Source organism: Salinicoccus sediminis, assembly GCF_000986795.1.
GTDB lineage: Bacteria > Bacillota > Bacilli > Staphylococcales > Salinicoccaceae > Salinicoccus > Salinicoccus sediminis.
Map to the genome: position 1 here is coordinate 18,278 of NZ_LAYZ01000025.1, position 20,956 is coordinate 39,233.

22 protein-coding genes are annotated in these 20,956 nt (G+C 50.3%); 9 read left to right on the forward strand and 13 right to left on the reverse strand.

The window, feature by feature from the left end:
* The first annotated feature begins 85 nt into the window (after positions 1-85).
* On the forward strand, positions 86-808 hold the full coding sequence (locus WN59_RS11365) for a 3-ketoacyl-ACP reductase (protein ID WP_046517366.1): 723 nt from the start codon (positions 86-88) through the stop codon (positions 806-808).
* A 30-nt stretch (positions 809-838) separates the two neighbouring features.
* On the forward strand, positions 839-1,270 hold the full coding sequence (locus WN59_RS11370; protein WP_046517368.1) for a hemerythrin domain-containing protein: 432 nt from the start codon (positions 839-841) through the stop codon (positions 1,268-1,270).
* Between the two features lie 248 nt (positions 1,271-1,518).
* Here the strand turns inward: WN59_RS11370 and WN59_RS11375 are convergent, their stop codons facing one another.
* Together WN59_RS11375 and malQ are read right to left on the reverse strand one after the other, a co-directional pair.
* Positions 1,519-3,870 (reverse strand): glycogen/starch/alpha-glucan phosphorylase, encoded by a 2,352-nt coding sequence (locus WN59_RS11375; RefSeq protein ID WP_046517371.1) that lies wholly within the window; start codon positions 3,868-3,870, stop codon positions 1,519-1,521.
* Positions 3,867-5,351, reverse strand: coding sequence for a 4-alpha-glucanotransferase (malQ, locus tag WN59_RS11380; protein WP_046517373.1), 1,485 nt, complete (start codon positions 5,349-5,351; stop codon positions 3,867-3,869). Before malQ ends, WN59_RS11375 begins: the two co-directional genes overlap by 4 nt.
* A gap of 126 nt (positions 5,352-5,477) precedes the next feature.
* Between malQ and WN59_RS11385 the strand changes: the two genes are divergently transcribed.
* The 6 genes from WN59_RS11385 to WN59_RS11410 all read left to right on the forward strand — a co-directional run bounded on the left by WN59_RS11385 (position 5,478) and on the right by WN59_RS11410 (position 10,588).
* Positions 5,478-6,170: a YjjG family noncanonical pyrimidine nucleotidase gene (locus WN59_RS11385; protein WP_046517376.1), complete on the forward strand. Its 693-nt coding sequence runs from the start codon at positions 5,478-5,480 to the stop codon at positions 6,168-6,170.
* Positions 6,171-6,253: 83 nt separating this feature from the next.
* Entirely contained in the window at positions 6,254-7,180 is a 927-nt protein-coding gene (locus WN59_RS11390; protein WP_046517378.1) for a metal ABC transporter solute-binding protein, Zn/Mn family, read from the forward strand.
* Positions 7,181-7,193: 13 nt separating this feature from the next.
* Positions 7,194-7,919 (forward strand): metal ABC transporter ATP-binding protein, encoded by a 726-nt coding sequence (locus WN59_RS11395; protein WP_046517381.1) that lies wholly within the window; start codon positions 7,194-7,196, stop codon positions 7,917-7,919.
* Positions 7,916-8,797, forward strand: a complete 882-nt coding sequence (locus tag WN59_RS11400) for a metal ABC transporter permease (RefSeq protein ID WP_197073419.1) — start codon at positions 7,916-7,918, stop codon at positions 8,795-8,797. The genes WN59_RS11395 and WN59_RS11400 overlap by 4 nt, the downstream gene beginning before the upstream one ends.
* Positions 8,794-9,885 (forward strand): metal ABC transporter permease, encoded by a 1,092-nt coding sequence (locus WN59_RS11405; RefSeq protein ID WP_046517384.1) that lies wholly within the window; start codon positions 8,794-8,796, stop codon positions 9,883-9,885. The genes WN59_RS11400 and WN59_RS11405 overlap by 4 nt, the downstream gene beginning before the upstream one ends.
* A 49-nt stretch (positions 9,886-9,934) precedes the next feature.
* Positions 9,935-10,588: a metal-dependent transcriptional regulator gene (locus WN59_RS11410; RefSeq protein WP_046517386.1), complete on the forward strand. Its 654-nt coding sequence runs from the start codon at positions 9,935-9,937 to the stop codon at positions 10,586-10,588.
* A 73-nt stretch (positions 10,589-10,661) separates the two neighbouring features.
* Here the strand turns inward: WN59_RS11410 and WN59_RS11415 are convergent, their stop codons facing one another.
* Complete coding sequence (locus WN59_RS11415) at positions 10,662-11,102, reverse strand: MarR family winged helix-turn-helix transcriptional regulator (RefSeq protein ID WP_046517388.1); 441 nt, start codon at positions 11,100-11,102, stop codon at positions 10,662-10,664.
* 172 nt (positions 11,103-11,274) lie between these two features.
* Here WN59_RS11415 and WN59_RS11420 point away from each other — a divergent pair, with 172 nt between their 5' ends.
* On the forward strand, positions 11,275-12,837 hold the full coding sequence (locus WN59_RS11420; protein WP_046517391.1) for a BCCT family transporter: 1,563 nt from the start codon (positions 11,275-11,277) through the stop codon (positions 12,835-12,837).
* 54 nt (positions 12,838-12,891) lie between these two features.
* On the opposite strand, the gene WN59_RS11425 is transcribed toward WN59_RS11420, so the two are convergent.
* The 10 genes from WN59_RS11425 to WN59_RS11470 all read right to left on the reverse strand — a co-directional run bounded on the left by WN59_RS11425 (position 12,892) and on the right by WN59_RS11470 (position 20,839).
* The gene (locus WN59_RS11425; RefSeq protein ID WP_046517393.1) at positions 12,892-13,371 is read right to left on the reverse strand and encodes a Dps family protein; all 480 of its coding nucleotides are present in this window, start codon (positions 13,369-13,371) and stop codon (positions 12,892-12,894) included.
* Between the two features lie 90 nt (positions 13,372-13,461).
* Entirely contained in the window at positions 13,462-14,124 is a 663-nt protein-coding gene (locus WN59_RS11430) for a Crp/Fnr family transcriptional regulator (protein ID WP_046517396.1), read from the reverse strand.
* 25 nt (positions 14,125-14,149) lie between these two features.
* Positions 14,150-16,045 (reverse strand): heavy metal translocating P-type ATPase, encoded by a 1,896-nt coding sequence (locus WN59_RS11435; RefSeq protein WP_046517398.1) that lies wholly within the window; start codon positions 16,043-16,045, stop codon positions 14,150-14,152.
* Between the two features lie 29 nt (positions 16,046-16,074).
* Positions 16,075-16,293 (reverse strand): heavy-metal-associated domain-containing protein, encoded by a 219-nt coding sequence (locus tag WN59_RS11440; protein ID WP_046517400.1) that lies wholly within the window; start codon positions 16,291-16,293, stop codon positions 16,075-16,077.
* Between the two features lie 150 nt (positions 16,294-16,443).
* Positions 16,444-17,226: a Cof-type HAD-IIB family hydrolase gene (locus WN59_RS11445; RefSeq protein WP_046517403.1), complete on the reverse strand. Its 783-nt coding sequence runs from the start codon at positions 17,224-17,226 to the stop codon at positions 16,444-16,446.
* Positions 17,227-17,304: 78 nt separating this feature from the next.
* Positions 17,305-18,027 (reverse strand): hypothetical protein, encoded by a 723-nt coding sequence (locus WN59_RS11450; RefSeq protein ID WP_046517405.1) that lies wholly within the window; start codon positions 18,025-18,027, stop codon positions 17,305-17,307.
* Between the two features lie 57 nt (positions 18,028-18,084).
* Entirely contained in the window at positions 18,085-18,792 is a 708-nt protein-coding gene (locus WN59_RS11455; RefSeq protein ID WP_046517408.1) for a TMEM164 family acyltransferase, read from the reverse strand.
* Positions 18,793-18,928: 136 nt separating this feature from the next.
* Entirely contained in the window at positions 18,929-19,252 is a 324-nt protein-coding gene (locus WN59_RS11460) for a YrhK family protein (protein ID WP_046517409.1), read from the reverse strand.
* Positions 19,253-19,342: 90 nt separating this feature from the next.
* Positions 19,343-20,335 (reverse strand): zinc-binding dehydrogenase, encoded by a 993-nt coding sequence (locus WN59_RS11465; protein ID WP_046517411.1) that lies wholly within the window; start codon positions 20,333-20,335, stop codon positions 19,343-19,345.
* A gap of 96 nt (positions 20,336-20,431) precedes the next feature.
* Positions 20,432-20,839, reverse strand: coding sequence for a hypothetical protein (locus WN59_RS11470; protein ID WP_046517414.1), 408 nt, complete (start codon positions 20,837-20,839; stop codon positions 20,432-20,434).
* Positions 20,840-20,956: the final 117 nt, after the last annotated feature.

The following is a 20,956-nucleotide window of genomic DNA, read 5'->3' on the forward strand; positions in this document are numbered from 1 at the left end:
CCCGCAAATAAAAAGCATCATCGATGATACTATCCGCCTCTCTTGCTACAATGAATATAACATCATAAAAAGAGGAGCGCTAATTATGCAGAATATCAAAGGCAAGAATGCGGTCATCACAGGCGGCACACGCGGGATCGGACTTGCAACAGCCCATGCACTGGCAAATGAAGGTGTCAATGTAGCTGTCATCGGCCGCAGTCGGGAAACACTTGATAACGCCGTGGAGGAGCTGAACAAATACGGTGTACAGGTCATCGGGGCTAACGGTGATGTTTCCAGCCGTGAAGAGGTCGGAAGCATGATCGCCTCAATCAATGAAACATTCTCCACCATCGACATCCTGATCAACAACGCCGGCATCATGGGACATACACCTTTCCTTGAATCCAGTGAAGATGAATTCAGAGATATGATGGATGTCAACGTCTTCGGTCCCTACTACACGATGCAGTCCGTCCTGCCGCAGATGACAGCACAGAAGAAAGGGGACGTCATCAATATCTCCTCCATGTCCGGACTCAAAGGGACGCCCGGATCCTCACTTTATTCAGCCACAAAATTTGCAGTCATCGGCATGACTGAAGGCATCATGCAGGAGATGCGGAAACATAACATCAGAGTGTCCTATCTGACCCCTTCGGCAGTGTTGACAGATCTGATCGGTGAGGCAAAACTCGAGGAAGACTCGATGACACATGCAGAGGATATCGCCGATATCATAGTGAGCCAGCTGAAACTGAATCACAGGACATTCATCAAAACGAGCCAGATGTGGGCGACTAATCCGATACCGAAAGAAAAATGACAGCTTTGATATAAGGAGGCGGTGAATCAGATGGACAACCTGCCGCTCGATGATTATTCCGCACACGGGAATTTGCATGACGAAATACTGGGAGGTGCAGAGGAACAGCTCGAATCTATGAAAACCCTGCTTAACAAACTTGAACACAAGGAACTTGCAGATGAGATGGAATCCTTCATTGAATATGTCGAGGAACGCGTTCTCGGCCATTTCGATGAAGAGGAAACAAGCAGCGGCCTGTACGACAGGGCCGTCGGGCGAGAACCCGCCCTGCACGATAAAGTGCAGGGGCTGAAGCGGGACCATGAACTCATCAGAATGATGGTCGGCCGCATGAAAGAGGAACTCTCGAAAGACGAAGTCGACTTCCAGAAGCTCATCGACCACTCCGTCTCCATCATCCTCGTGGATGAACTCCACTCGAGGGATGAGGAAAACCTCCTGCTCGGCGGTGGTGAGTAAGTAATATGATGTGTGGAACTGTTTGGCGGACACCGCTAATTTCACCATGTCCGGTAAAACTGTTTGGCGGACGCCGCTGATTTCGCCGTGTCCGGTAAAACCGTTTGGCGGACGCCGCTGATTTCGCCGTGTCCGGTAAAACCATTTGGCGGACACCGTCATTTCCACCGTGTCCGCCAAATGGATATCCACACCCAGACAACAGCCGGTACGGGGTCAGATCACCCCCGTACCGGCTGTTGTCTTCATTATTGTTTTTTGCTGATATGCCAGATTTCACCGGCATATTCTTCGATTGTCCTGTCTGAGGAGAATTTGCCTGCGTTCGCCATGTTCATATAGCCTTTTTTGTAGAATGCTTTTTTGTCCTTATAGTCATGGGCAATCCTGTCCTGCGCTTCTCTGTAGGAGGCAAAGTCCTCCAGTACAAAGTACTCGTCCCGGCCGACAACGCTGTCATACAGATCACGGAGCATCCCTGTGCCGTTATCCTGATAGGTGCCGTCAACGAGTGATTCCACGACTGCTCCGAGCCCCTCTGTTTCCCGCATCGGTATTTTCGGGTCATAATCCGCCCGCTTTGCTGCGACCGCCTCGACTTCCATGCCGAAGATGTAATTGTTCTCTTTCCCCGCCTCTTCGACGATTTCGACATTTGCGCCATCCATCGTACCGACGGTCACTGCACCGTTCAGCATGAATTTCATATTGCCGGTGCCGGATGCTTCTTTGCCGGCGGTTGAAATCTGTTCTGATACATCGGCCGCCGGGAAGAGTTTTTCGGCATATGATACACCGTAGTTTTCAACAAACACCACTTTGATGATGTCTTTCGTATCGACATCCGTATTTACCCGGCCGGCGAGCTCATTGATGAATTTGATGATCGCTTTCGCCATGTAGTATCCCGGCGCCGCCTTTGCCCCAAAGATGAATGTGCGCTTTGTCCACTCCGCCCCGGGATCTTCTTTTATACGGTTGAACAGGTCGGCGATGTAGAATGCCATCATCAGCTGCCGCTTGTACTCATGCAGCCTTTTGATCTGTATGTCGAAAATCGATTCCGAATCGATATCCACCTCTTCATGGAACTGGATATACTCTGCGAGCTCCTGCTTCTTCTCTTTTTTGATTCCGATGAACCGCTCAAGGACCTCGTCATCCTCATGCCTGTCCTCAAGATTTTTGAGCAGGTTCAGATCGGTGATCCACTCATCACCCCCGAGCAGGTCTGTAATCATGCCGCTGAGCCCGGGGTTGGCCTGGAGGAGCCATCTCCGCTGGGTGATGCCGTTGGTCTTATTGACGATACGTCCCGGGAACAGCTCATCCCACTCACGGATCACTTCCGATTTCAGCAGATTGGTATGGATTGCAGCCACACCGTTCACCGCACGTGATACATAGATTGACATGAATGCCATATGCACGGATTCATTCTGGAGGATGAGGAACTTATCCCACAGGGATTTGTCCACCTTCCATTCCTCAAGTTCCCCGATGAGCCTTTCGTTGATTTTTTTGATATACGGCATCAGGTTCGGAAGCACGGATATGAAAAGTTCTTCACTCCATACTTCCAGTGCCTCAGCCATGAGTGTATGGTTTGTATACGCCATCGTCTTCTGCACAATATCAAATGCCTTCTCAAATTCCACACCTTCCATTTCCAATAAACGGATGAGTTCCGGAATCGCAAGCGCCGGATGGGTATCATTCAGCTGGATGGAGTGCAGTTTGGAAAAGTCGTCAAAGCCCTTATGCCCCTCTTTCCTGAATTTCCGGATCAGATCCTGAAGGGAGGCGGATGTGAAGAAGTACTGCTGTTTGAGTCTGAGACGCTTCCCTTCATCTGTGGAATCATTCGGGTACAGTATCCGTGAAATCGTCTCCGCTTCATTCTGGGCCTTCACGGAATCAATGTAATTCCCTTCATCAAAAGTTTTGAAATTGAATTTCTTTATCGCTTCGGCGCTCCAGAGCCTGAGCGTATTGATCGTCTGCCCGCCGTATCCGACTATCGGCATGTCATATGGAACAGCCTCCACCTTGTCTTCTTCGCTGAATTCGACAATGACCGTATCATTGCTGTCCTTGACGAGCCAGGGGTTTTCGTATTCCAGCCATGGGTCACCCTCTTCAACCTGGAAGCCATTGACGAAATTCTGTTTGAAAATGCCGTACTGGTACAGTATTCCGTATCCAGACAGCGGATAGTCGAGCGTTGCTCCGGAATCGAGGAAACAGGCAGCCAGACGGCCCAGTCCGCCATTCCCCAGACCGGCATCATCTTCGGCATCCTCCAGGGCATTGTAGTCGACACCCATTTCACTGAGTGTTTCCTTCACTTCTTTTTCTATTTCCAGATTGGCCAGGTTGTTACTTAACGCCCGCCCCATCAAAAATTCAGCCGAGAAATAGTACGCCTGTTTCTGATCCCTGAACTTCTTTTTGGACTGTATCCATTCAGGTACAAGGTACTCCATCACTGCATTTCCCACTGCGACGAACTGTTCTTTTTCATGCAGATCATAAAATGACCGGCCATAGCTTTTATAAGCCTGGGCTTCAATTCTTGCCTTCAAGTCAATTGATTTCATAATGACCTCCCGTAAAGTCTGTTCAACCGTTTCATTTTTTTAAGTGTGCGCTTTTTCAGAGCATCTTCGGGCATCCGCCACTCCCAGTTACCGCCGATGGTGGATGGTGTATTGAACCGCGCCTTCTCTCCCAGCCCGAGAATATCCTGCATGGGAATGACGGCAAGGTACGAATGTGAGGCAAATACACCCCTGATGCATCCTTCAGTCAGCCCCTCCTCTTCTGTCAGGTTCAGGTATGCCTCCGCTTTTTTGTATGTCTCCCTGTCAGAGGAGTCGAGCCACCCCCGCATCGTCTGTGTATCATGATTCCCGGTATAGGCGATGGTATGCCGTCCGTAATTGTGAGGCAGATATTCCGAATCCTCCCCGGGGTCGAATCCGAACTGCATTATCTTCATACCCGGGTATCCCGTCTCCTCAATCAGCTTATACACTTTCTCCGTCAGGAATCCGAGGTCTTCAGCCACGATGTCCCGCTCTCCGAGTGCTTCCTTCACAGCGCTGAACAGGTCCATGCCCGGACCTTTTACCCAGTTGCCGTTTTCGGCCGTCGGATCCCCGGCGGGAATCTCCCAGTACGACTCAAATCCCCTGAAATGGTCGATCCTGACCGTATCATACAGTTTGAAGCTTTCCTCTATCCTCCTGATCCACCAGCGGTAGCCGTCACGCGCCATCGCATCCCAGTCGTATATCGGGTTCCCCCATAACTGTCCTGTGTCACTCATCATATCCGGCGGCACACCTGCGACGACCGTCGGCTTCAGATCCCAGTCCAGCTTGTACAGCTCCGGCTGCGACCAAATGTCCGCCCCATCTTCCGCGACATAGATCGGGATATCCCCCATGATCCGTATGCCACGCTCATTTGCATACTCCTTGAGCTTCCCCCATTGTCCGAAAAACAGGTACTGGGTGAATACCCAGAAGAAATATTCATGCTTATGCTCCGCAAAAAACGCATCAAGGGCAGCCTTCTCCCTCAGTCTGTACTTGTCGGGCCACTCCATCCAGGAATCACCGCCGTGCGCCTTTTTTATCGACATGTACAATGCAAAATCATGGAGCCACTCACTGTGGCGGTCTAGAAAAACCTCCAATTCATCGCCGAGCTCTTTTGCCGCACGGCGGTATGCTGCTTCAAGCAGCGGCATCTTATGCATATAAAGTTTTGAAAAATCCACTTTTCCGGGGTCATCGCCCAGATCCGCCCCTGCCGCCTCCTCTTCTGACAGCCACCCCTTCTCGATCAGTTCATCCAGGTCGATGAAATACGGGTTGCCGGCGAATGCGGAAAAACTCTGATACGGTGAATCGCCGAAACCGGTGACGCCGAGCGGCAGTATCTGCCAGTACTTCGTATTGGAGCGCGCAAGCAGCCTGACAAACTTATAGGCCTTTTTGCCGAAGTCCCCGATGCCATATTTCCCGGGCAATGAAGAAACATGCAGAAGCACTCCGCTGGACCGCTTTTTCATAGACATCCTCCCCTCTGGTGCAAACGTTTGCACTAATCCTCTTTCATTATACCATATTCCCTCACCATATCAGAATGATATGATAGGTTCGTGAGTATTTTCAGTATCAGGAAAGAGGTTTGACCCATGAAAAATTACAAGTATCTGCTGTTTGACCTTGATGACACCATCCTTGACTTCGGGGCTGCTGAAAACAGAGCGCTCGAATTTGTCCTTGAGAGCCAGAGGGTTGACAATTCCCCCGGGCTTTACGACCGGTATAAGGCAATCAACCAGGCGCACTGGGAAATGCTTGAAAGGAATGAGCTGACAAAAGATCGTGCACTGGCCAAGAGACATGAAGTCTTCTTCGGTGAACTCGGCCGCAGTGTGGATGGAGCGTTTATCAATGAAATGTATATGACACAGATCGCAGAGCACGGCCACCGGATGTTTGACGGCGCCCTCGATGTCCTCCGCATCCTGTCTGAAGCCTTTCCTTTGTATATCATTACAAACGGCGTGAAGGCGACTCAGGAAAAGAGGCTCGCGAATGCCGGGATAAACCCCTATTTTCAGGATGTATTCATCAGTGAAGACACAGGTTTCCAGAAACCCATGAAGGAATTCTTTGAACATGTGGCCGCCTGCATCGACGGATTCACGCCCGGTGATGCACTCATCATAGGAGATTCGCTGACTTCAGACATACTCGGCGGCATCAACAGCGGAATCGATACGTGCTGGTACAACCCCGATGCCAAAGAGAACCCTTTTGGATTCAAAGCGGATTTTGAAATCAGACAGCTGAATGAACTGTTCCGTATTCTAGGCCGGTAGCACCGGCCTTTTTTTGTTCGGGTTGACTAAATTTTAAATTTAGGGTAACCTAAATAACAACTTGCAACACCGGAGGACAGATTATGAAAAGGACTGTACTACTCTCCGTCATGATACTCTTCATGCTCACAGCCGGCGGGTGCTCGGGAAACGGCGGAGATCAACCCGCCGCCGGCGACCAAAGGCCGGATGTCGCAGTTACGACGACATTCCTTCTGGACATGGTGGAAGTTCTGGATGAAGGCGCCGATGCCTTCGATACCGAACTGATCATACCCGCAGGCGTCGATCCGCATACCTATCAGCCGAAGGCGAGCAATCTGACGACGATTGTGGAGTCGGATATTCTATTCTATCAGGGACTCAATTTCGAAGGTCGCATGGCGGATGTGCTGACAGACGGCATCCCGGTGGCCGAAGATTTTGACAGAGCCTCTCTTGAAACCGAGGAGGAAGGGGAGACGGACCCCCATTTCTGGTTCAATATCGAACTTTACAAACAGGCGATGACAATTGTCAAAACGGAACTTTCCGAAGCGGAACCCGACCATGAAAAGACATTCCAGGCCAATATGGAGGCATACTTCAGAGATCTCGACGAGCTGGATTCCTATGTCCGGGAGCGCCTCTCTGAAGTTCCCGCCGAATCGAGGATCCTGATCACACCGCACGATGCATTCGGCTATCTCAGCGCTTCATATGACCTGGATGTGCATGCGCCCCAGGGCTTCTCCACTGAATCGGAAGTATCCAACAACACGATCAGCATGACTGCGGACATCATCATGGAGCGTGATGTCAAATCTGTATTCGTGGAAACGACGACCAACCCCGATCAGATGCGGCGGCTTGAGGAGATCGTATCGTCCCGGGGCGGTACGGTGAATGTCGTCGGCAGTGCCGACGAGGCACTCTACTCCGACTCTCTTGGAGAAGCGGGAGAGCCCGGGGACACTTATATCGGCATGTACCGGCACAATATCGATACGATTGTAGAAAATCTGAAATGAGGAGGGCCTGAAAATGGATGACACTATCATTACAATCAAAGACCTTAATGTCGCATATCAGGATAAACCCGCCCTGTGGCATATCAATCTGGACATCAGAAAGAACGGCCGCACCGCCATCGTCGGACCCAACGGTGCCGGCAAGTCAACGATGATCAAGACGATGATGAAGCTGATCCGACCCGTATCCGGACGTATTGAGATCGACGGGCGCACCGATAAGGGTGTCTTGAAGAACATTGCCTATGTACCCCAGAAGGGGGAGGTGAACTGGGACTTCCCGGCAACGGTGCTGGATGTCGTCCTGATGGGACGGTATGTCCATAAAGGCTGGATCAAACGCCCCCAGAAAAAGGACAGGGAGATTGCACTCGAAGCATTGAAAACCATGAAAATGGAGGCGTTTTGCGACCGGCAGATTTCCGAGTTGTCGGGCGGCCAGCGCCAGAGGGCATTCCTTGCCCGCGCGATTGCCCAGGATGCGGATATATATGTAATGGATGAGCCGCTTCAGGGCATTGACATCACCACTGAAAACCTGATCATGGATGTCATCAGGAAACTGCAGACAGAAGGCAAGACATTCATCGTCGTCCACCACCAGCTGAACACCGTCAAAGAGTACTTCGATCATGTTGTAATCATGAACAAAACGATCATTGCCGATGGTCCGACGGACGCAGTCTTCACCGGGGAGAACATAGAAAAAGCCTACCGTGAGAAAGGTGTCAGCGTATGATGGAAGTGCTGACCAGCTTCACGTTCATCATTGTCGCAGCAGGCACGATGATCCTTGCATTCGCCGGCGGCATGGTGGGGACGATCAGCGTGATGAAAGGCCAGAGTCTGATCGGGGATGCCGTCGGACATGCCACGTTCCCCGGCATAGTAGTCGCATTCATGCTTATCGGCGTGAAGGAAACGTATACGCTGGCACTTGGCGCAGTCCTGTTCGGAGTCATCGCTTTCCTCACCATCCAGATGATAACGAACCATTCGAAAGTCACACTGGATGGCGCGCTCGCGCTGGTCCTCTCCTCATTTTTCGGACTTGGCATGGCACTTATGAGCTTTGTACAGGGAAATCCGGATTTTGAAGGCACTCAGGGACTCAACGACTATATATTCGGACAGGCTGCCTATATGCTGAGAAGCGACGTCTACCTGATTACTGCCGCTTCCGTCATCAGTCTGTTCATACTTGCAGCATTCTATACACAGATCAGAATCTATATATTCGATCCCGTCTTCAGCAGGACGGCGGGCATCAACAACACCCTGATGAATTTCATCATTCTCGTCATCACCATACTGCTGATTTCAGTCGGGCTCAAGGCGGTCGGGGCGATACTTATCGTCAACCTTCTGATCGCTCCGGCCGTCATCGGACAGTTATGGTCCAGCCGTTTTTCCATCGTGCTGCTGATCGCCGGGGTTTCAGGTGCATTTGCCGCCTTTACCGGTACATATATCAGTACCGCAGGGGAAAACATAGCGACGGGGCCTGCCATCATCCTGACGCTCTCTTTATTGATGGCGCTCTCTTTATTCTGCGCGCCGAAGGGCATCATCAGGAGAAGCATATATAAAAGAAGAATGGGGGGTGGTGCATCATGATCGAAGTTCTGCTTGTCCTCATCGTGACAGCGCTTGCCACGAGTGTACCCGGTGTATTCCTCGTCCTGCGCGGACTGTCGATGACGACTGACGCCATCAGCCATACGATCCTGCTCGGCATCGTCCTTGCCTTCTTCATGACGAATGATATACGTTCGCCATGGCTGATCATCGCAGCGAGCATCGTCGGCATCGCCACCGTCTATATCATCGAACTGGTCTCAAGAACCCAGCTGGTGCGACAGGATGCAGCCATCGGTCTGGTCTTCACTGCACTGTTTGCAGCTGCCATCATACTGATTTCCAAATACTCGGGGAATGCCCACCTTGATATGGATGTCGTCCTGATGGGGGAAGTCCTCTTCGCACCGTTCAACCGGATAGATGTCTTCGGCTTCAGCATACCCGCCGCCCTGTGGCAGCTGTCGATCATAATGCTTGTGAACTTTGCTTTCATCGCACTGTTCTATAAAGAGCTTAAGCTTACGACCTTTGACCCGAAATTCGCATTCATCGCCGGTTTTTCAGCCACCTTCATCTATTACGCGCTCATGACGCTCGTTTCCGTCACTGCGGTGGCTGCATTTGATGCGGTCGGCTCCATACTTGTGATCAACTTCTTCGTCGCTCCCGCCCTTACGGCCTACCTGCTCGTAAGGCGTCTCAGCGCGATGATCTGGCTGTCGATGCTTTTTGCAGTCTGGAACAGTGTAATCGGATATATGATCGGTTTCAGCTATGACCTGTCCATTGCCGGTGTCACGTCGTTTACGGCGCTCGTCACTTTCATGGCAGTGTTCATATTCAGTCCCGATGGCTGGCTCAACAGCAGGCTCAGGGCATTCAGGCAAAAACGCACCTTCACCCGGGCGATGATACTGATGCTCATGAACGAACGCGGGCATACGCGTCTTACAGCCGGCGAAATCACAGCCCACTTCAATCTGAACCGGAAACAGTTCGATAATCATATGGAGCATCTGCTCATCAATGACTACATCGAAAAGAAGAATGGACAGTACACCCTTACAGAACGGGGCGAGGAATACACACATTACACCCGGATCAAATATGAATTGCCGATATAGATATTTTTCTTCATAATAGTAATGGATAATTCTGAACGGAGTGAGACCCATGAGCCCAACGAAGGAAGATTATTTAAAAATACTGTTTGAACTCGGCGGCCGGACGGAACAGGTGCCGAACAAGGAGATAGCCAACCGGCTGAGCATCTCCCCGCCCACCGTGACGGAAATGATGAACAGCCTGGTCAAAGCGGGATGGGTGGTATACACGCCGTACAAAGGGAGCAAGCTGACCCAGGAGGGCACTGACTACGCCAAAAAGCTGATCCGCAAGCACCGGCTGTGGGAAGTGTTCCTTGTGAAACATCTCGGCTTCAACATCAATGAAGTCCATCCTGAGGCGGAGCTTCTGGAACACTCGACCAGTGCCGAACTCGCCGACAGGCTGGAAGCCTACCTGGAATTTCCGGAGTACTGTCCGCACGGCGGCGCCATCTCCACCGAGTTGATGGAGGAGCAGGAAGTCAGTACCGTGCATCTGACTGAAGCAGTGCTCGGGGAACCGGTTCGCATTTCCCGCATCGTTGATGAAGACAAGCTGCTCCAGTATTTTGAAAACCACGATCTCAGAATCGGGGACCGGGTGACAGTGACCGGCAGGGATTCAGGCCTCGACCTTCTCACCCTGAACCACGGTACCACGGACAAGGAGATACAGATCAGCCAGACAATTGCCCAATACCTGTTCGTCGAGCATATATGATGTCAAAAAGCGTTTCCCGGGAAATTTCCCGGGAAACGCTTTTTGACATCGGCCTTCCATACTGCCATCCGTATCACTTAACATTCTTCCCCAGTTTTTTCAGAAGCTCTGTCAGCCTTCTCTTCTCTATTACAGTCAGTCCGCTCGTTATCCTCTCCATCTGTTCTGCATGCTGCGGGAAGATTTCATCCATCAGCTTCCTGCCTCTGGGCCTGAGCGACACATACGTTATCCGCCTGTCCATCTCGTAACGTTCCTTTACTGCATACCCTTCATTCACCAGTTTGTCCACAACGTACGTAATGGATCCGGAGGCAAGCAGCACCCGGCTGCCTATCTCCCGTATCTGCTGGGGGCCTTTATTGTAAAGCAGCTCCATCACAGCGAATTCAGTCGGGTTCAGCCCATACCTTTTCATGTCTTTGAACGACTGGTCCTGCATCGAATTGAAAGCATGGTGCATGACTATATACAGTTTCAGCGACAGCTGCCGGTTATCGTGTTCTTCCGACATCTTCATCCTCCTTCTGTTCTTTCCTATTATTCTTTTCCATCAAAATATACTTTTATTATACAATTACATTTTTAGATGAGTATATCATATTAACTTTTGGGTATATGTTAGACTGTCCGTATATTTAAAATTCCAGAACTTTTACTCAAATGTTGAAGGAGGAGATTTGATTATGGAAGAGAAACCGGGGCGCGGCGGATTGGAAACTGTCGACCATAAAATATTCCTGCCCGCCGTAATCATCATAGTGCTGATCAGTATTCCTTTGGCATTATATGAATCGGAATCCCTTGAAATTCTCAATAATATATTCGACCAGATCGTCGCCCAGTTCGGATGGGGATACATCTGGTATGCAAACATACTGCTGGCTGCGGGACTTTACCTGTCTTTCTCCAAATACGGCAAGGTTGTGCTCGGAGCGCCGGATGAAAAACCGCAGTTCACGTTGTTTGAATACGCATCGCTGCTGATTGCAATGGGGCTGGGTTCGACAATCATGAGAACCGGCATGGTGCAGTGGACCGGTGTAGCGGACAATCCACCGCTCGGCGTGGAGGCGGGCTCCGCCGAGGCGCTTCTGTGGGGCAATTCCTATGCCATGTATATATGGAGTTTCCAGGTGTTCTCCGTTTTCGTCATGGCGGCACCTGCGATGGCTTACATCATCCACGTGAAGAAACGCCCGATGATGCGAATATCTGAAGCGACGCGCGTCATATTCGGCGACCGGTTCACAGACGGCGCGGGCGGCATAATACTCGACATACTGTTCCTCATGAGCATCCTTTCAGGGGCAGCTGTCACACTTGGGCTCGGTACGCCCATCATCACGACCAACCTCGCGGAACTTCTCAACACAGAAGTCACCTTTACAATGACCATGATTGTGACCATCGTGTGGGTGGCGCTGTTCTCGCTGAGTGCCTACCGCGGTATCGAGAAGGGGATCAAGAAGCTCAGCGTCTTCAATATTTACATGGCCGCCTTTTTGGCGCTGTTCATATTGGCCGTCGGACCAGGTGTCTTTATAATGGACTTTTTCACCGAAACCATCGGTCATCTGCTCACAAACTATTTCACGTTCTCGTTCTACACTGATTCGGTGGCAACAGAGCAGGCGACTTTCATCAGGAACCATCTGGTATTCTGGATGGCATACAATGCAACGTGGGCGATGCTCCACAGTGTATTCGCCGCCAAAATTTCCAGGGGCCGGACCATCAAAGAGATGATCCTGACATACCTGCTCGCACCGACGGCCATATCATGGATTGCGACAGGCATCCTCGGAGGTGTTGGCGTAAATGCGCAGCTGAACGGCGGCACCGATGTCCTGGGAATGCTCGGGGACAATGAGGCTGTACAGCTCATACCGAACATACTGCAGACACTGCCCCTGTCCGGATTAGTGATGGCCCTCTTCATCATCATCGCGATGATTTTCCTGACGACCACACTCGACTCGACTACATTCACCATTGCCACCTACACGAGCAGAAATGACATGAGCAGGATGGAACCGTCGAAATTCCTCAGGATCTTTGTAGCTTTCGTCATCACGGCACTTGCCCTGATCCTCATGCAGATCGGCGGCCTCGCACCGCTTGAAGTGGTTTCAGGCATCATGGGTATACCGATCATTTTCATCCAGTTCCTCACGATCTATGCCGCCAAGAAAATGATGGATGAAGACGAGGCCTGGAAGTATAACATCAGGAAACCTGACAAATAAAAATACATTAACCAAAAAAGTGGCTGGTGTTCCAGCCACTTTTTTTGTCTTCATCTATACATCCTTGCCGAGGAACGATTTCAGCATCCAGTTGTTCTTCTCAACTTCCGTAATCATGCCGATGAAAATATCAGCCGTGCGGTCATCACCTGCATCCTCCGCTGCCTTTTTGCCCTTATCAAGCTCTTTGATCACAGTGCTGTAATCCTTGACCAGCTGCTTCACCATATCGTTGGCATCTGTGTCATACTCTGCCTCTTTTACACTGGCCGCCTCGATGGCGTCAGACTGTCTGCCGATCGGTTCGCCGCCGATGGCGAGCAGCCTTTCCGCCAGTTCATCGACATAGGTGCCGGCGGTGGTGTAGAGCTCTTCGAATTTCTCATGCAGGGAAAAGAAGTTGGGCCCCTTTACATACCAGTGATAATTGTGGAGTTTTGTCCACAGCACTGTAAAGTTCGCCACCTGTTTGTTCAGTGACTTTTTGACTTCGTTTTTCTTGTCCGTCTTCTTGCCGTCTTTGGTTTTAGCCATTCATTATCACCTTTCCCAATATAGTCTATATCAGTATGAATCTACCCGGTGCCGCCGCGCATAAACCATACTGCTGAAACTCTCCGGCATTCAGAGTATGGGGTAGCTGAGTACCCTGTAGGTCCTATTGTCCAGCTTTTCAATGTCCCCTTGGGCCTCGAGTTTTTTAAACAGGCGCGTCAGCGTCTCGGGCTGCATGCTGAGGTATGAGGACAGGTCTCTTTTGGTCATCTCAAGCTTCACATAGTCGTCCGCATCCACATGGCCCCTGATATATTCCAGCAGGCGTTCTTCACTGCTGAGCAGGGAGATGTTCGTCGTCTGCTGTTCCGCCGCTTCAAGCCGTTCTGAAAATTTCTCGATTATCTTTATGCCGATATCCGGGTATTCTTTCATCAATCCGTATATATCGTCTTTGGTAATTTCACAGACCTGTGATTTCTCCATTACTTCCGCATATGATTCATGCGGCTTGTCCGTACCAAAGAGCGAAAGCTCACCGGTAAACTCCCCGGGCTGCAGCACTCTGATAAGCTGTTCCTTTCCTTCGTCAGTCAGCCGGTAGATCCTTATCTTCCCCCGGTGGAGAACATACAGCGATTGTTCAGGATCCCCGGCCATAAAGAGATGTTCATTCTTTCTGTATCCTGTGGAATGGACCTTGCTGAACACTTCATTCATTTCTTTGTCCGTCAGATGGTTGAAAATCGGGACATTCCTTACACATAACTTCTGACCTGAATGGTTCTTCATTTCACTGCCCCCATATCCCTGCCGGTCAGCTCACTCTTTCCCGGAGAGCCGCCGCTATGGTCCGCCTGTCCTTCAGTCTGATCAGCCTTATAGCGTTTACTATGACAAGGAGGACACTCACTTCATGAATCAGCATACCAGATGCGAGATGGATATATCCATATAATACTCCTGCCAGCAGCAACACCACTGTGAGAAGTGCGATGGCTGTGTTCTGGAGCATCACCCGGTATGTCGCTTTTGAAATGTTGAAACCGTGGGCGAGCTGCTCCATCCTGGATCCCATCAGTACGACATCGGCTGTTTCCATTGCGATATCCGTACCGCCGTGCCCCATCGCGATGCCCACATCGGCAAACGCCAGCGCAGGTGCATCGTTGATGCCGTCACCGACCATCATCACTCTCCGGCCGGCCGCTTTCTCTTCCTCGATGTATTTCATCTTGTCCTCGGGCATGAGTTCTGCGTGGAAGCCGTCCAGTCCGAGTATGCCGCTCACCCTTTCCGCTGCATATCTGTTGTCGCCCGTCAGCATGACCAGGTTTTTCACGCCCTTATCGCGGAAAGCCTGGATGGTTGCGGCAGCATCATTCCTGATCTTATCCATGATGGACACGATACCGGTGATTCTGCCATTCTTCGCAACGAATATCGCCGTGTTGCCTTCTTTCTGCTCTCTTACATACCGCTCGCGTACATCCCGTGATATCATGATATCATTGTCATCCATCAGTTTTTTATTGCCGATGAGGTAGCGGTCGTTCCCAAGCGCGCCGCTGACGCCCTTACCCTTTATCGCCTCCGCGTCATGGACGTTCTCTTTTGCCGGATCCAGATTACGGTTTTTGGCTTCTGTGACGATGGTCTGGCCAATGTGATGCTCACTCACTATCTCGATTTCCGCGACATTCTTCATGAATTCATCTTCATCGGTACCATCGAAGATCTGGATATTTGTGACAGACGGCCTGCCTTCTGTCAGTGTTCCTGTCTTGTCAAAGATCACCGTATCTATTTTTGCAAAGTTATCTACTATTTCCCCGCCCTTGATGAGTACACCTTTCCTCGCGCCGTTGCCGATACCTGCCACGTATGCGACCGGTGCGCCGATTACCAGGGCGCCGGGACATGCGATGACAAGGAATGTAATCGCCAGGTGCAGGTTGCGTGTCAGCAGATACACGATGACTGCAAGTACTACGATGAAGGGGGTATAGTAGTTCGCAAATTTGTTCAGGAATTTTTCAGTACCGCTCTTTTTCTCCTGTGCATCCTCCACGAGTTCTATGATCTTCGCAAACGTCGTATCCTCACCGACTTTTGTCGCACTCAGCTCGATGTATCCGCTGTCCAGCACACTGCCGCTGAAGACCTCCGCTTCATATGTTTTGAACTTGAGGTTGGATTCACCTGTGATCGCCGCTTCATTTATGTTCGCCTGCCCTTTGACGATGACCCCGTCAACCGGGACTTTTCCGCCCGGTCTGACAATGACACGGTCGCCTTCCTCAACATCATCGATGTCGACTTCAATTTCTCCCCCGCCCCTCACGACCGAGGCAGCCGACGGTGCCATGTCCACCAGTGACTGGATGGAACTCCGTGTCTTCCTGAGTGTCCGTTTTTCAAGATATGCACCGAACAGGAACAGGAATGTAACGATTGCCGCTTCTGTATATTCCTGAATGAACAGTGCACCGATCACTGCGATCGTAATCAGCAGCTCTATGCTGAAGCTTTTCATGGAAAGTGCCATCCACGCCTTCTGCACAACCGGACCGATGGCAGCGAATGTAGCGAGTATGAATGTGACGTTCATAACTTCAGTATAGCCGGAAAACCTGAAAATGAGACCGATGACGATCAGTATTCCCGATGCATACATCAGTATATTCAGATGTCGGTTGAACCATTTGTTCATCTTCTTTCACCTCTCCCCATTCCATTTAATTAACTGGATTTCACAGACAGTACCGGATAGCCCAATTTTTCCACAATGCCTTTGATTTCATCGGATGTAATCTTGCCTTCATCATGCTCCACTTTCACTTTGCTGGAATTGAACAGCACTTTTGCCGCTTCGATGCCTTCCTGCTTCTTCAGGTTGCCCTCAATTTTTTTGATACAGCTCGGACATGTGAATGTTTCTGTGTAGAGATTCGTTTTCATATTGATTACCTCTTCCTGTGATTTTTTGGGCGTCGGCCCTCTCTTCACTTATCATTATATTGTGCATCTATAAACAAAAAATTGACCCGGATCAATATTACGCCAATAAAAAAAGAACTGTGTAAATTACACAGTTCTCAGCAGATATTACTATTGGATCAGCCCGGCCATCCTCAGGCCGTGTTCGACGCCATTGTCATTCACATGCTTCGTAATATGCCTCGCTTTTGACTTCACTTCGTCCTTTGCGTTGCCCATGGCAAAGCTGTGGTGGACGGTGCTCAGCATCTCAAGATCGTTCGGGCCGTCGCCGAAAGCATACTGCCTTTCCGCCGGCAGGCCCAGTTCATCGATCACTTTGGCAATGCCTTCGGCCTTGGATGCCCCTTTCGGGATGACGTCCATTGAAACCGGGTGCCATCTGATGAAATCGAAGTTGTCATATTTATCGATGTACTGTCCCTCTTCCCCTTCGGGAACGAACAGCAGTGTCTGGTACAGGTCGCGCCCGTGAAGATACCCGGGATCGTGTCCAGGCATGATCCCGAGTTTCAGCGAAGCGATGCCTTCATTGATGTACTCATGTTCCGGAACGTTCGACATCATATTCTCTTCACTGAGATAGACGACCGGGTGGTCATTGCCGAGTGCCTCTTCAGTGAGTGCCACAAGATCCTCCCTGTGGAGCGGATTCTGGTAGATCACTTCCCCCTCCAGCACGACGTACTGGCCGTTGCAGCTGACAAACGTATCGATGTCGAGTTCTTTGCGCAGGTTCTCGTACATGAAAGGCGCGCGGCCTGTGGCAATCGCCACGATATGGCCATCCTCTTTCAGCCGGGCCACCGCCTTTTTGGCGGATTCCGGAAGATTTTTATCCGTATCCAGCAGCGTACCGTCAATATCAAAGAAAATAATACTCTGTTCCTTCATTCTCTGCACCTCTAGTCATATTTTTAAAGATTACAGCAAGTCTACCCTATGAAACGCCTTTCATGTCAACACCGATCATCACTGTGCCCGTGAAGACAGTTCTTCAAACCACGTTTCGGTCGTCCCGGCATCGCTGTCATTTATATAGATATCCATATTCACCGTCTTTATATAGATGAGCGGTTGACCTGTATCTTCGATATCCAGCCTGGACACATTCGCTCTGCCTTCGATGAAAGTGCCGTGCAGATGTCCGCCCGCACCCATTACAAGATGGTTGGATGGAATTTCAGGAGTGCCATCTGTCATCTCCACACTTTCAATATCGTCATACGGGATGCCATAGTCGAGTGATGCCAGATTGAATTCATCCGCTTCAAAAGACATGTCGCTGTCGTTGATGCTTGCCATCGTCAGGAAACCGAATATGCCGATGATCATTACCAGCCAGATAACAGCCATGATGATATGCGTTCTGTCATGGGCCACTGTATACAGCTTCAGATCGACGATCATGCTCAGCAGCAGGATGGAGGAGAAAAAAGCCCCCAGCAGCCATATGCTCAGTATCGGGCTCAGGAAAAGATGCACCAGCAGAGCCGCCACATAGATGACGAGCATTATATAGAGGAAAGTACGCTCCAGCCTGCCGATATTCAAATCCTGGACCTTCAGATAATCATCATCCGTAAACCGCCGGTCGTCAAAGCTGAAATACTTCCGTTTTTCTGATATGTAATGCGTATAGAACGACTTGATGAGCTGTCCGGCGAACAGTATGAAAGCAATCGTAATTATCATGCAGTTACCTCCTTTCGAAATTATGCCACACAGGGATAAAAAGCACAAAACCCGCCTTTATTCTGCCGGGTAACTCTGTTTTTCAAATTTCAGCAGTATTTTGGAGAGCATGAGTCCAATCATGAAAATTCCGAACGTGCCGGCGATATTCAGAATAATATAAGAAAGTTCAGGCATGCGATGCAGGAAAGGCCTGTCATCCATATAGAAATAGTTGCCGTCGACGAGTGCATTCACAGCCAGTATTACTGTGAAGTACACGAGGAACGCCCCGAAGCTGCGTATCGCGCCTTTTGATGCCGGCACCCACCCCGTCATCCAGTGGATGACGAAAGGATAGAGAATGATGACGGTATGCAGGAGCACAAATGTCCATCCCACGAAATGATGCGGGGGATGGATGGCAATCGGCAGTGCAAAGGAACCGTAGGCATAGAGTCCGAAATAGAATATGAGGTCATGCATCCAGCGCTTTCTGATGACACCCTGGAAGATGATGAACCAGACGACCACCCTGCAGATGTGGAGCGGCATGGCGTCCCTCAGATCGTATCCCGTTTCGAAAATATACCAGCTGGTGATCATCAGCTGGTGAATCAGGCCGAGGACGCCAAAAACCAGGTATACCCCGCTCTCCCTGCCGCTGAACTTCTTCCTGTTCCAAAAAACGATGCTGAAAACAATGATGAGGAATATTATATATGTAAAGTGTCCCGCTCCGCCCACCTGTATATATGGAACGGCTTCATCCCAAAACCAATTCATCGGAATCCTCCGGCTCTGTATATGTCATATATGGATTCTATCACAAGTACAGAGGACAAATCCCTCTACTTTTGACATCTTTCTGATATTGAAGCCCGATGCGTCATTCATTCCGCATCGGGCTCAGTATACTTCATCATTCATCTTTATCCGTCAGTTCCTCTATGATTTCCGAAGGCGTATCCTCTTTCATTTCCTGCTCGGTCTCCTTCCTTATGAAGAACCCGTGAAGCAGTTTCAAAATCGGGCGGGCAAGCAGCTGGAGACTGCCGAGGATGAAGAGGATCGTGCCGGCCATCATAGTCGAGTGAAAGAGGAAGAATACACTCCCTATTACAAACCAGATGCCGAGCATCAGATCGTTTACTGTGGACACCAGATGGTATTTTTTATTGAAGAAAACCCCGAAACTCCCGACATCGAATTCGAAATAGTTCCTATCCCCTTTCAGCTTCGGCATGTTTCTCACTCCCCGCGTAAAATTATACAATATTCTCTACCCGCTGGAGCTTAATTCAATTACAGAGTCACATTTACACAGAAAGCCTCATCATTCGATATTGAATACTATCTTGCCCATCATCCCCGCATTCTCCAGGCGGTCGAATGCCTCTTTGAAATCGGAGAGCGGATAAGACTTATCCATGACGGGCCTGATTTCATGCCTTTCAATGAATTCAAGCATCTCTTCCAGCTCCTCTGCACTCGCCATGGTGGAGCCGAGCAGATTGTACTGTCCATAGAAGAATTTCCTCAGGTCGAATTCCACTGTATCCCCGGCCGATGCCCCGAATGCTGTGAGTGTGCCGCCGCGGCGCAATTGGCCGACCGATTTGTTGAATGTCGCCGCTCCGACACTTTCAATCACGACATCCACCTTTTCGCCGGAAAGCTCCTCGTTCCAGTCCGCCTCACTGTCTATCGCCTTGTGTGCTCCGAGTTCCAGAGCCTGCCTGCGCTTGTCTTCGGACCTTGATGTCACATACACTCTCGCGCCGGCGGACTTTGCGAACTGGATCAGGAATGTGCCGGCGCCGCCTGTGGCGCCGGGGATGAGGACTGTCATCCCTTCTTTGGCTTTTGCCCTTGTAAAGAGCGCCCGGTATGCAGTCATGGCTGACAGCGCCAGGACCCCGGCTTCTTCCCACGAGAGATGTCCGGGCTTAGGGACGGCGTTTTCAGCCGGGAGAGTGATATATTCAGCGAATGTGCCATCAAAGGGCATACCCACTATTTCAAAACCTTCCGGCGGCGCGTCGCTGTTCTTCTGCCACCCGAGTGACGGGTTGATGATGACTTCATCACCCGCTTTTACATTCTCCACACCATCACCGGCAGCATCCACTATGCCGGCGCCGTCAGAACCAGGGACCAGGGCTGGATCTTCTGCTTTATGCCGGTCCGGCACGAAGAGGTCGCGGTGATTCAGTCCGGCCGTCTTCAGCCTGACCCTCACTTCTCCCGCCTTCGGCTCCGGTTTTTCCATTTCACCGTATTTCAAACCTTCCATGCCTGATACACCTTCATGAAGCACTGCTTTCATTGGATATACCTCCTGTAAGTTTTGTTTTATATTATGCTGATACAGCCATCATAGAGTGAAACTCGCACAGGCCGCAAACATTCGGCTTCTGAAATTTCACCCGGCTGGCGAAATGATGACGCCCGTCCCGGATTTCCGGATCTCCCAGTTCGGGGAAAGCAGATTGCCGAGTTCATCCGCCTCTTTGTCATCGAGCCCGAGTTCCGACACTGTAAAATCCTCGAGTCTGTAATCCTCACCTTTCTTCTTCCCGTATTTCAGCCGGATGAGATTTGTCAGCCCGTTGATCGTCAGGAATTTCACCTGGTATCCATCCTCCAGTATATTTCCCAGGAAATTTTCTGCTTCAAGTTCAACGAGCCCGCTGTAATCCATGCCGCTGTCTGCAGATTTGAAATCCGCCATTTCATCATTCCTCACTTTTTCCAGAATGGTTTCATTGGTGTAGCCACTGCTCCTCAGTGTTTCGATGGCATATGCCTGCATCAGTGTTATGCGCTGCATCACATTTCCTCCCTAATTTATCCGTCATGGGTACATTATACCTGAATCAGGAAGTTATCTGTTCTATAATGAAATCACATCAAATTATGGAATGGACGACGGATGGACCGGAAATAT

Excerpts from the sequence above, each read along its gene's own strand:
- WN59_RS11465 (WP_046517411.1), bottom strand. The coding sequence starts at position 20,335 with ATGAAAGCAGTGCTTCATGAAGGTGTATCAGGCATGGAAGGTTTGAAA.
- WN59_RS11395 (WP_046517381.1), top strand. The coding sequence starts at position 7,194 with ATGGATGACACTATCATTACAATCAAAGACCTTAATGTCGCATATCAG.
- WN59_RS11450 (WP_046517405.1), bottom strand. The coding sequence starts at position 18,027 with ATGATAATTACGATTGCTTTCATACTGTTCGCCGGACAGCTCATCAAG.
- WN59_RS11385 (WP_046517376.1), top strand. The coding sequence starts at position 5,478 with ATGAAAAATTACAAGTATCTGCTGTTTGACCTTGATGACACCATCCTT.
- WN59_RS11440 (WP_046517400.1), bottom strand. The coding sequence starts at position 16,293 with ATGAAAACGAATCTCTACACAGAAACATTCACATGTCCGAGCTGTATC.
- WN59_RS11455 (WP_046517408.1), bottom strand. The coding sequence starts at position 18,792 with ATGAATTGGTTTTGGGATGAAGCCGTTCCATATATACAGGTGGGCGGA.
- WN59_RS11375 (WP_046517371.1), bottom strand. The coding sequence starts at position 3,870 with ATGAAATCAATTGACTTGAAGGCAAGAATTGAAGCCCAGGCTTATAAA.
- WN59_RS11410 (WP_046517386.1), top strand. The coding sequence starts at position 9,935 with ATGAGCCCAACGAAGGAAGATTATTTAAAAATACTGTTTGAACTCGGC.
- WN59_RS11425 (WP_046517393.1), bottom strand. The coding sequence starts at position 13,371 with ATGGCTAAAACCAAAGACGGCAAGAAGACGGACAAGAAAAACGAAGTC.
- malQ (WP_046517373.1), bottom strand. The coding sequence starts at position 5,351 with ATGAAAAAGCGGTCCAGCGGAGTGCTTCTGCATGTTTCTTCATTGCCC.
- WN59_RS11365 (WP_046517366.1), top strand. The coding sequence starts at position 86 with ATGCAGAATATCAAAGGCAAGAATGCGGTCATCACAGGCGGCACACGC.
- WN59_RS11370 (WP_046517368.1), top strand. The coding sequence starts at position 839 with ATGGACAACCTGCCGCTCGATGATTATTCCGCACACGGGAATTTGCAT.
- WN59_RS11435 (WP_046517398.1), bottom strand. The coding sequence starts at position 16,045 with ATGAACAAATGGTTCAACCGACATCTGAATATACTGATGTATGCATCG.
- WN59_RS11405 (WP_046517384.1), top strand. The coding sequence starts at position 8,794 with ATGATCGAAGTTCTGCTTGTCCTCATCGTGACAGCGCTTGCCACGAGT.
- WN59_RS11415 (WP_046517388.1), bottom strand. The coding sequence starts at position 11,102 with ATGTCGGAAGAACACGATAACCGGCAGCTGTCGCTGAAACTGTATATA.
- WN59_RS11420 (WP_046517391.1), top strand. The coding sequence starts at position 11,275 with ATGGAAGAGAAACCGGGGCGCGGCGGATTGGAAACTGTCGACCATAAA.
- WN59_RS11390 (WP_046517378.1), top strand. The coding sequence starts at position 6,254 with ATGAAAAGGACTGTACTACTCTCCGTCATGATACTCTTCATGCTCACA.
- WN59_RS11460 (WP_046517409.1), bottom strand. The coding sequence starts at position 19,252 with ATGCCGAAGCTGAAAGGGGATAGGAACTATTTCGAATTCGATGTCGGG.
- WN59_RS11430 (WP_046517396.1), bottom strand. The coding sequence starts at position 14,124 with ATGAAGAACCATTCAGGTCAGAAGTTATGTGTAAGGAATGTCCCGATT.
- WN59_RS11400 (WP_197073419.1), top strand. The coding sequence starts at position 7,916 with ATGATGGAAGTGCTGACCAGCTTCACGTTCATCATTGTCGCAGCAGGC.
- WN59_RS11470 (WP_046517414.1), bottom strand. The coding sequence starts at position 20,839 with ATGCAGCGCATAACACTGATGCAGGCATATGCCATCGAAACACTGAGG.
- WN59_RS11445 (WP_046517403.1), bottom strand. The coding sequence starts at position 17,226 with ATGAAGGAACAGAGTATTATTTTCTTTGATATTGACGGTACGCTGCTG.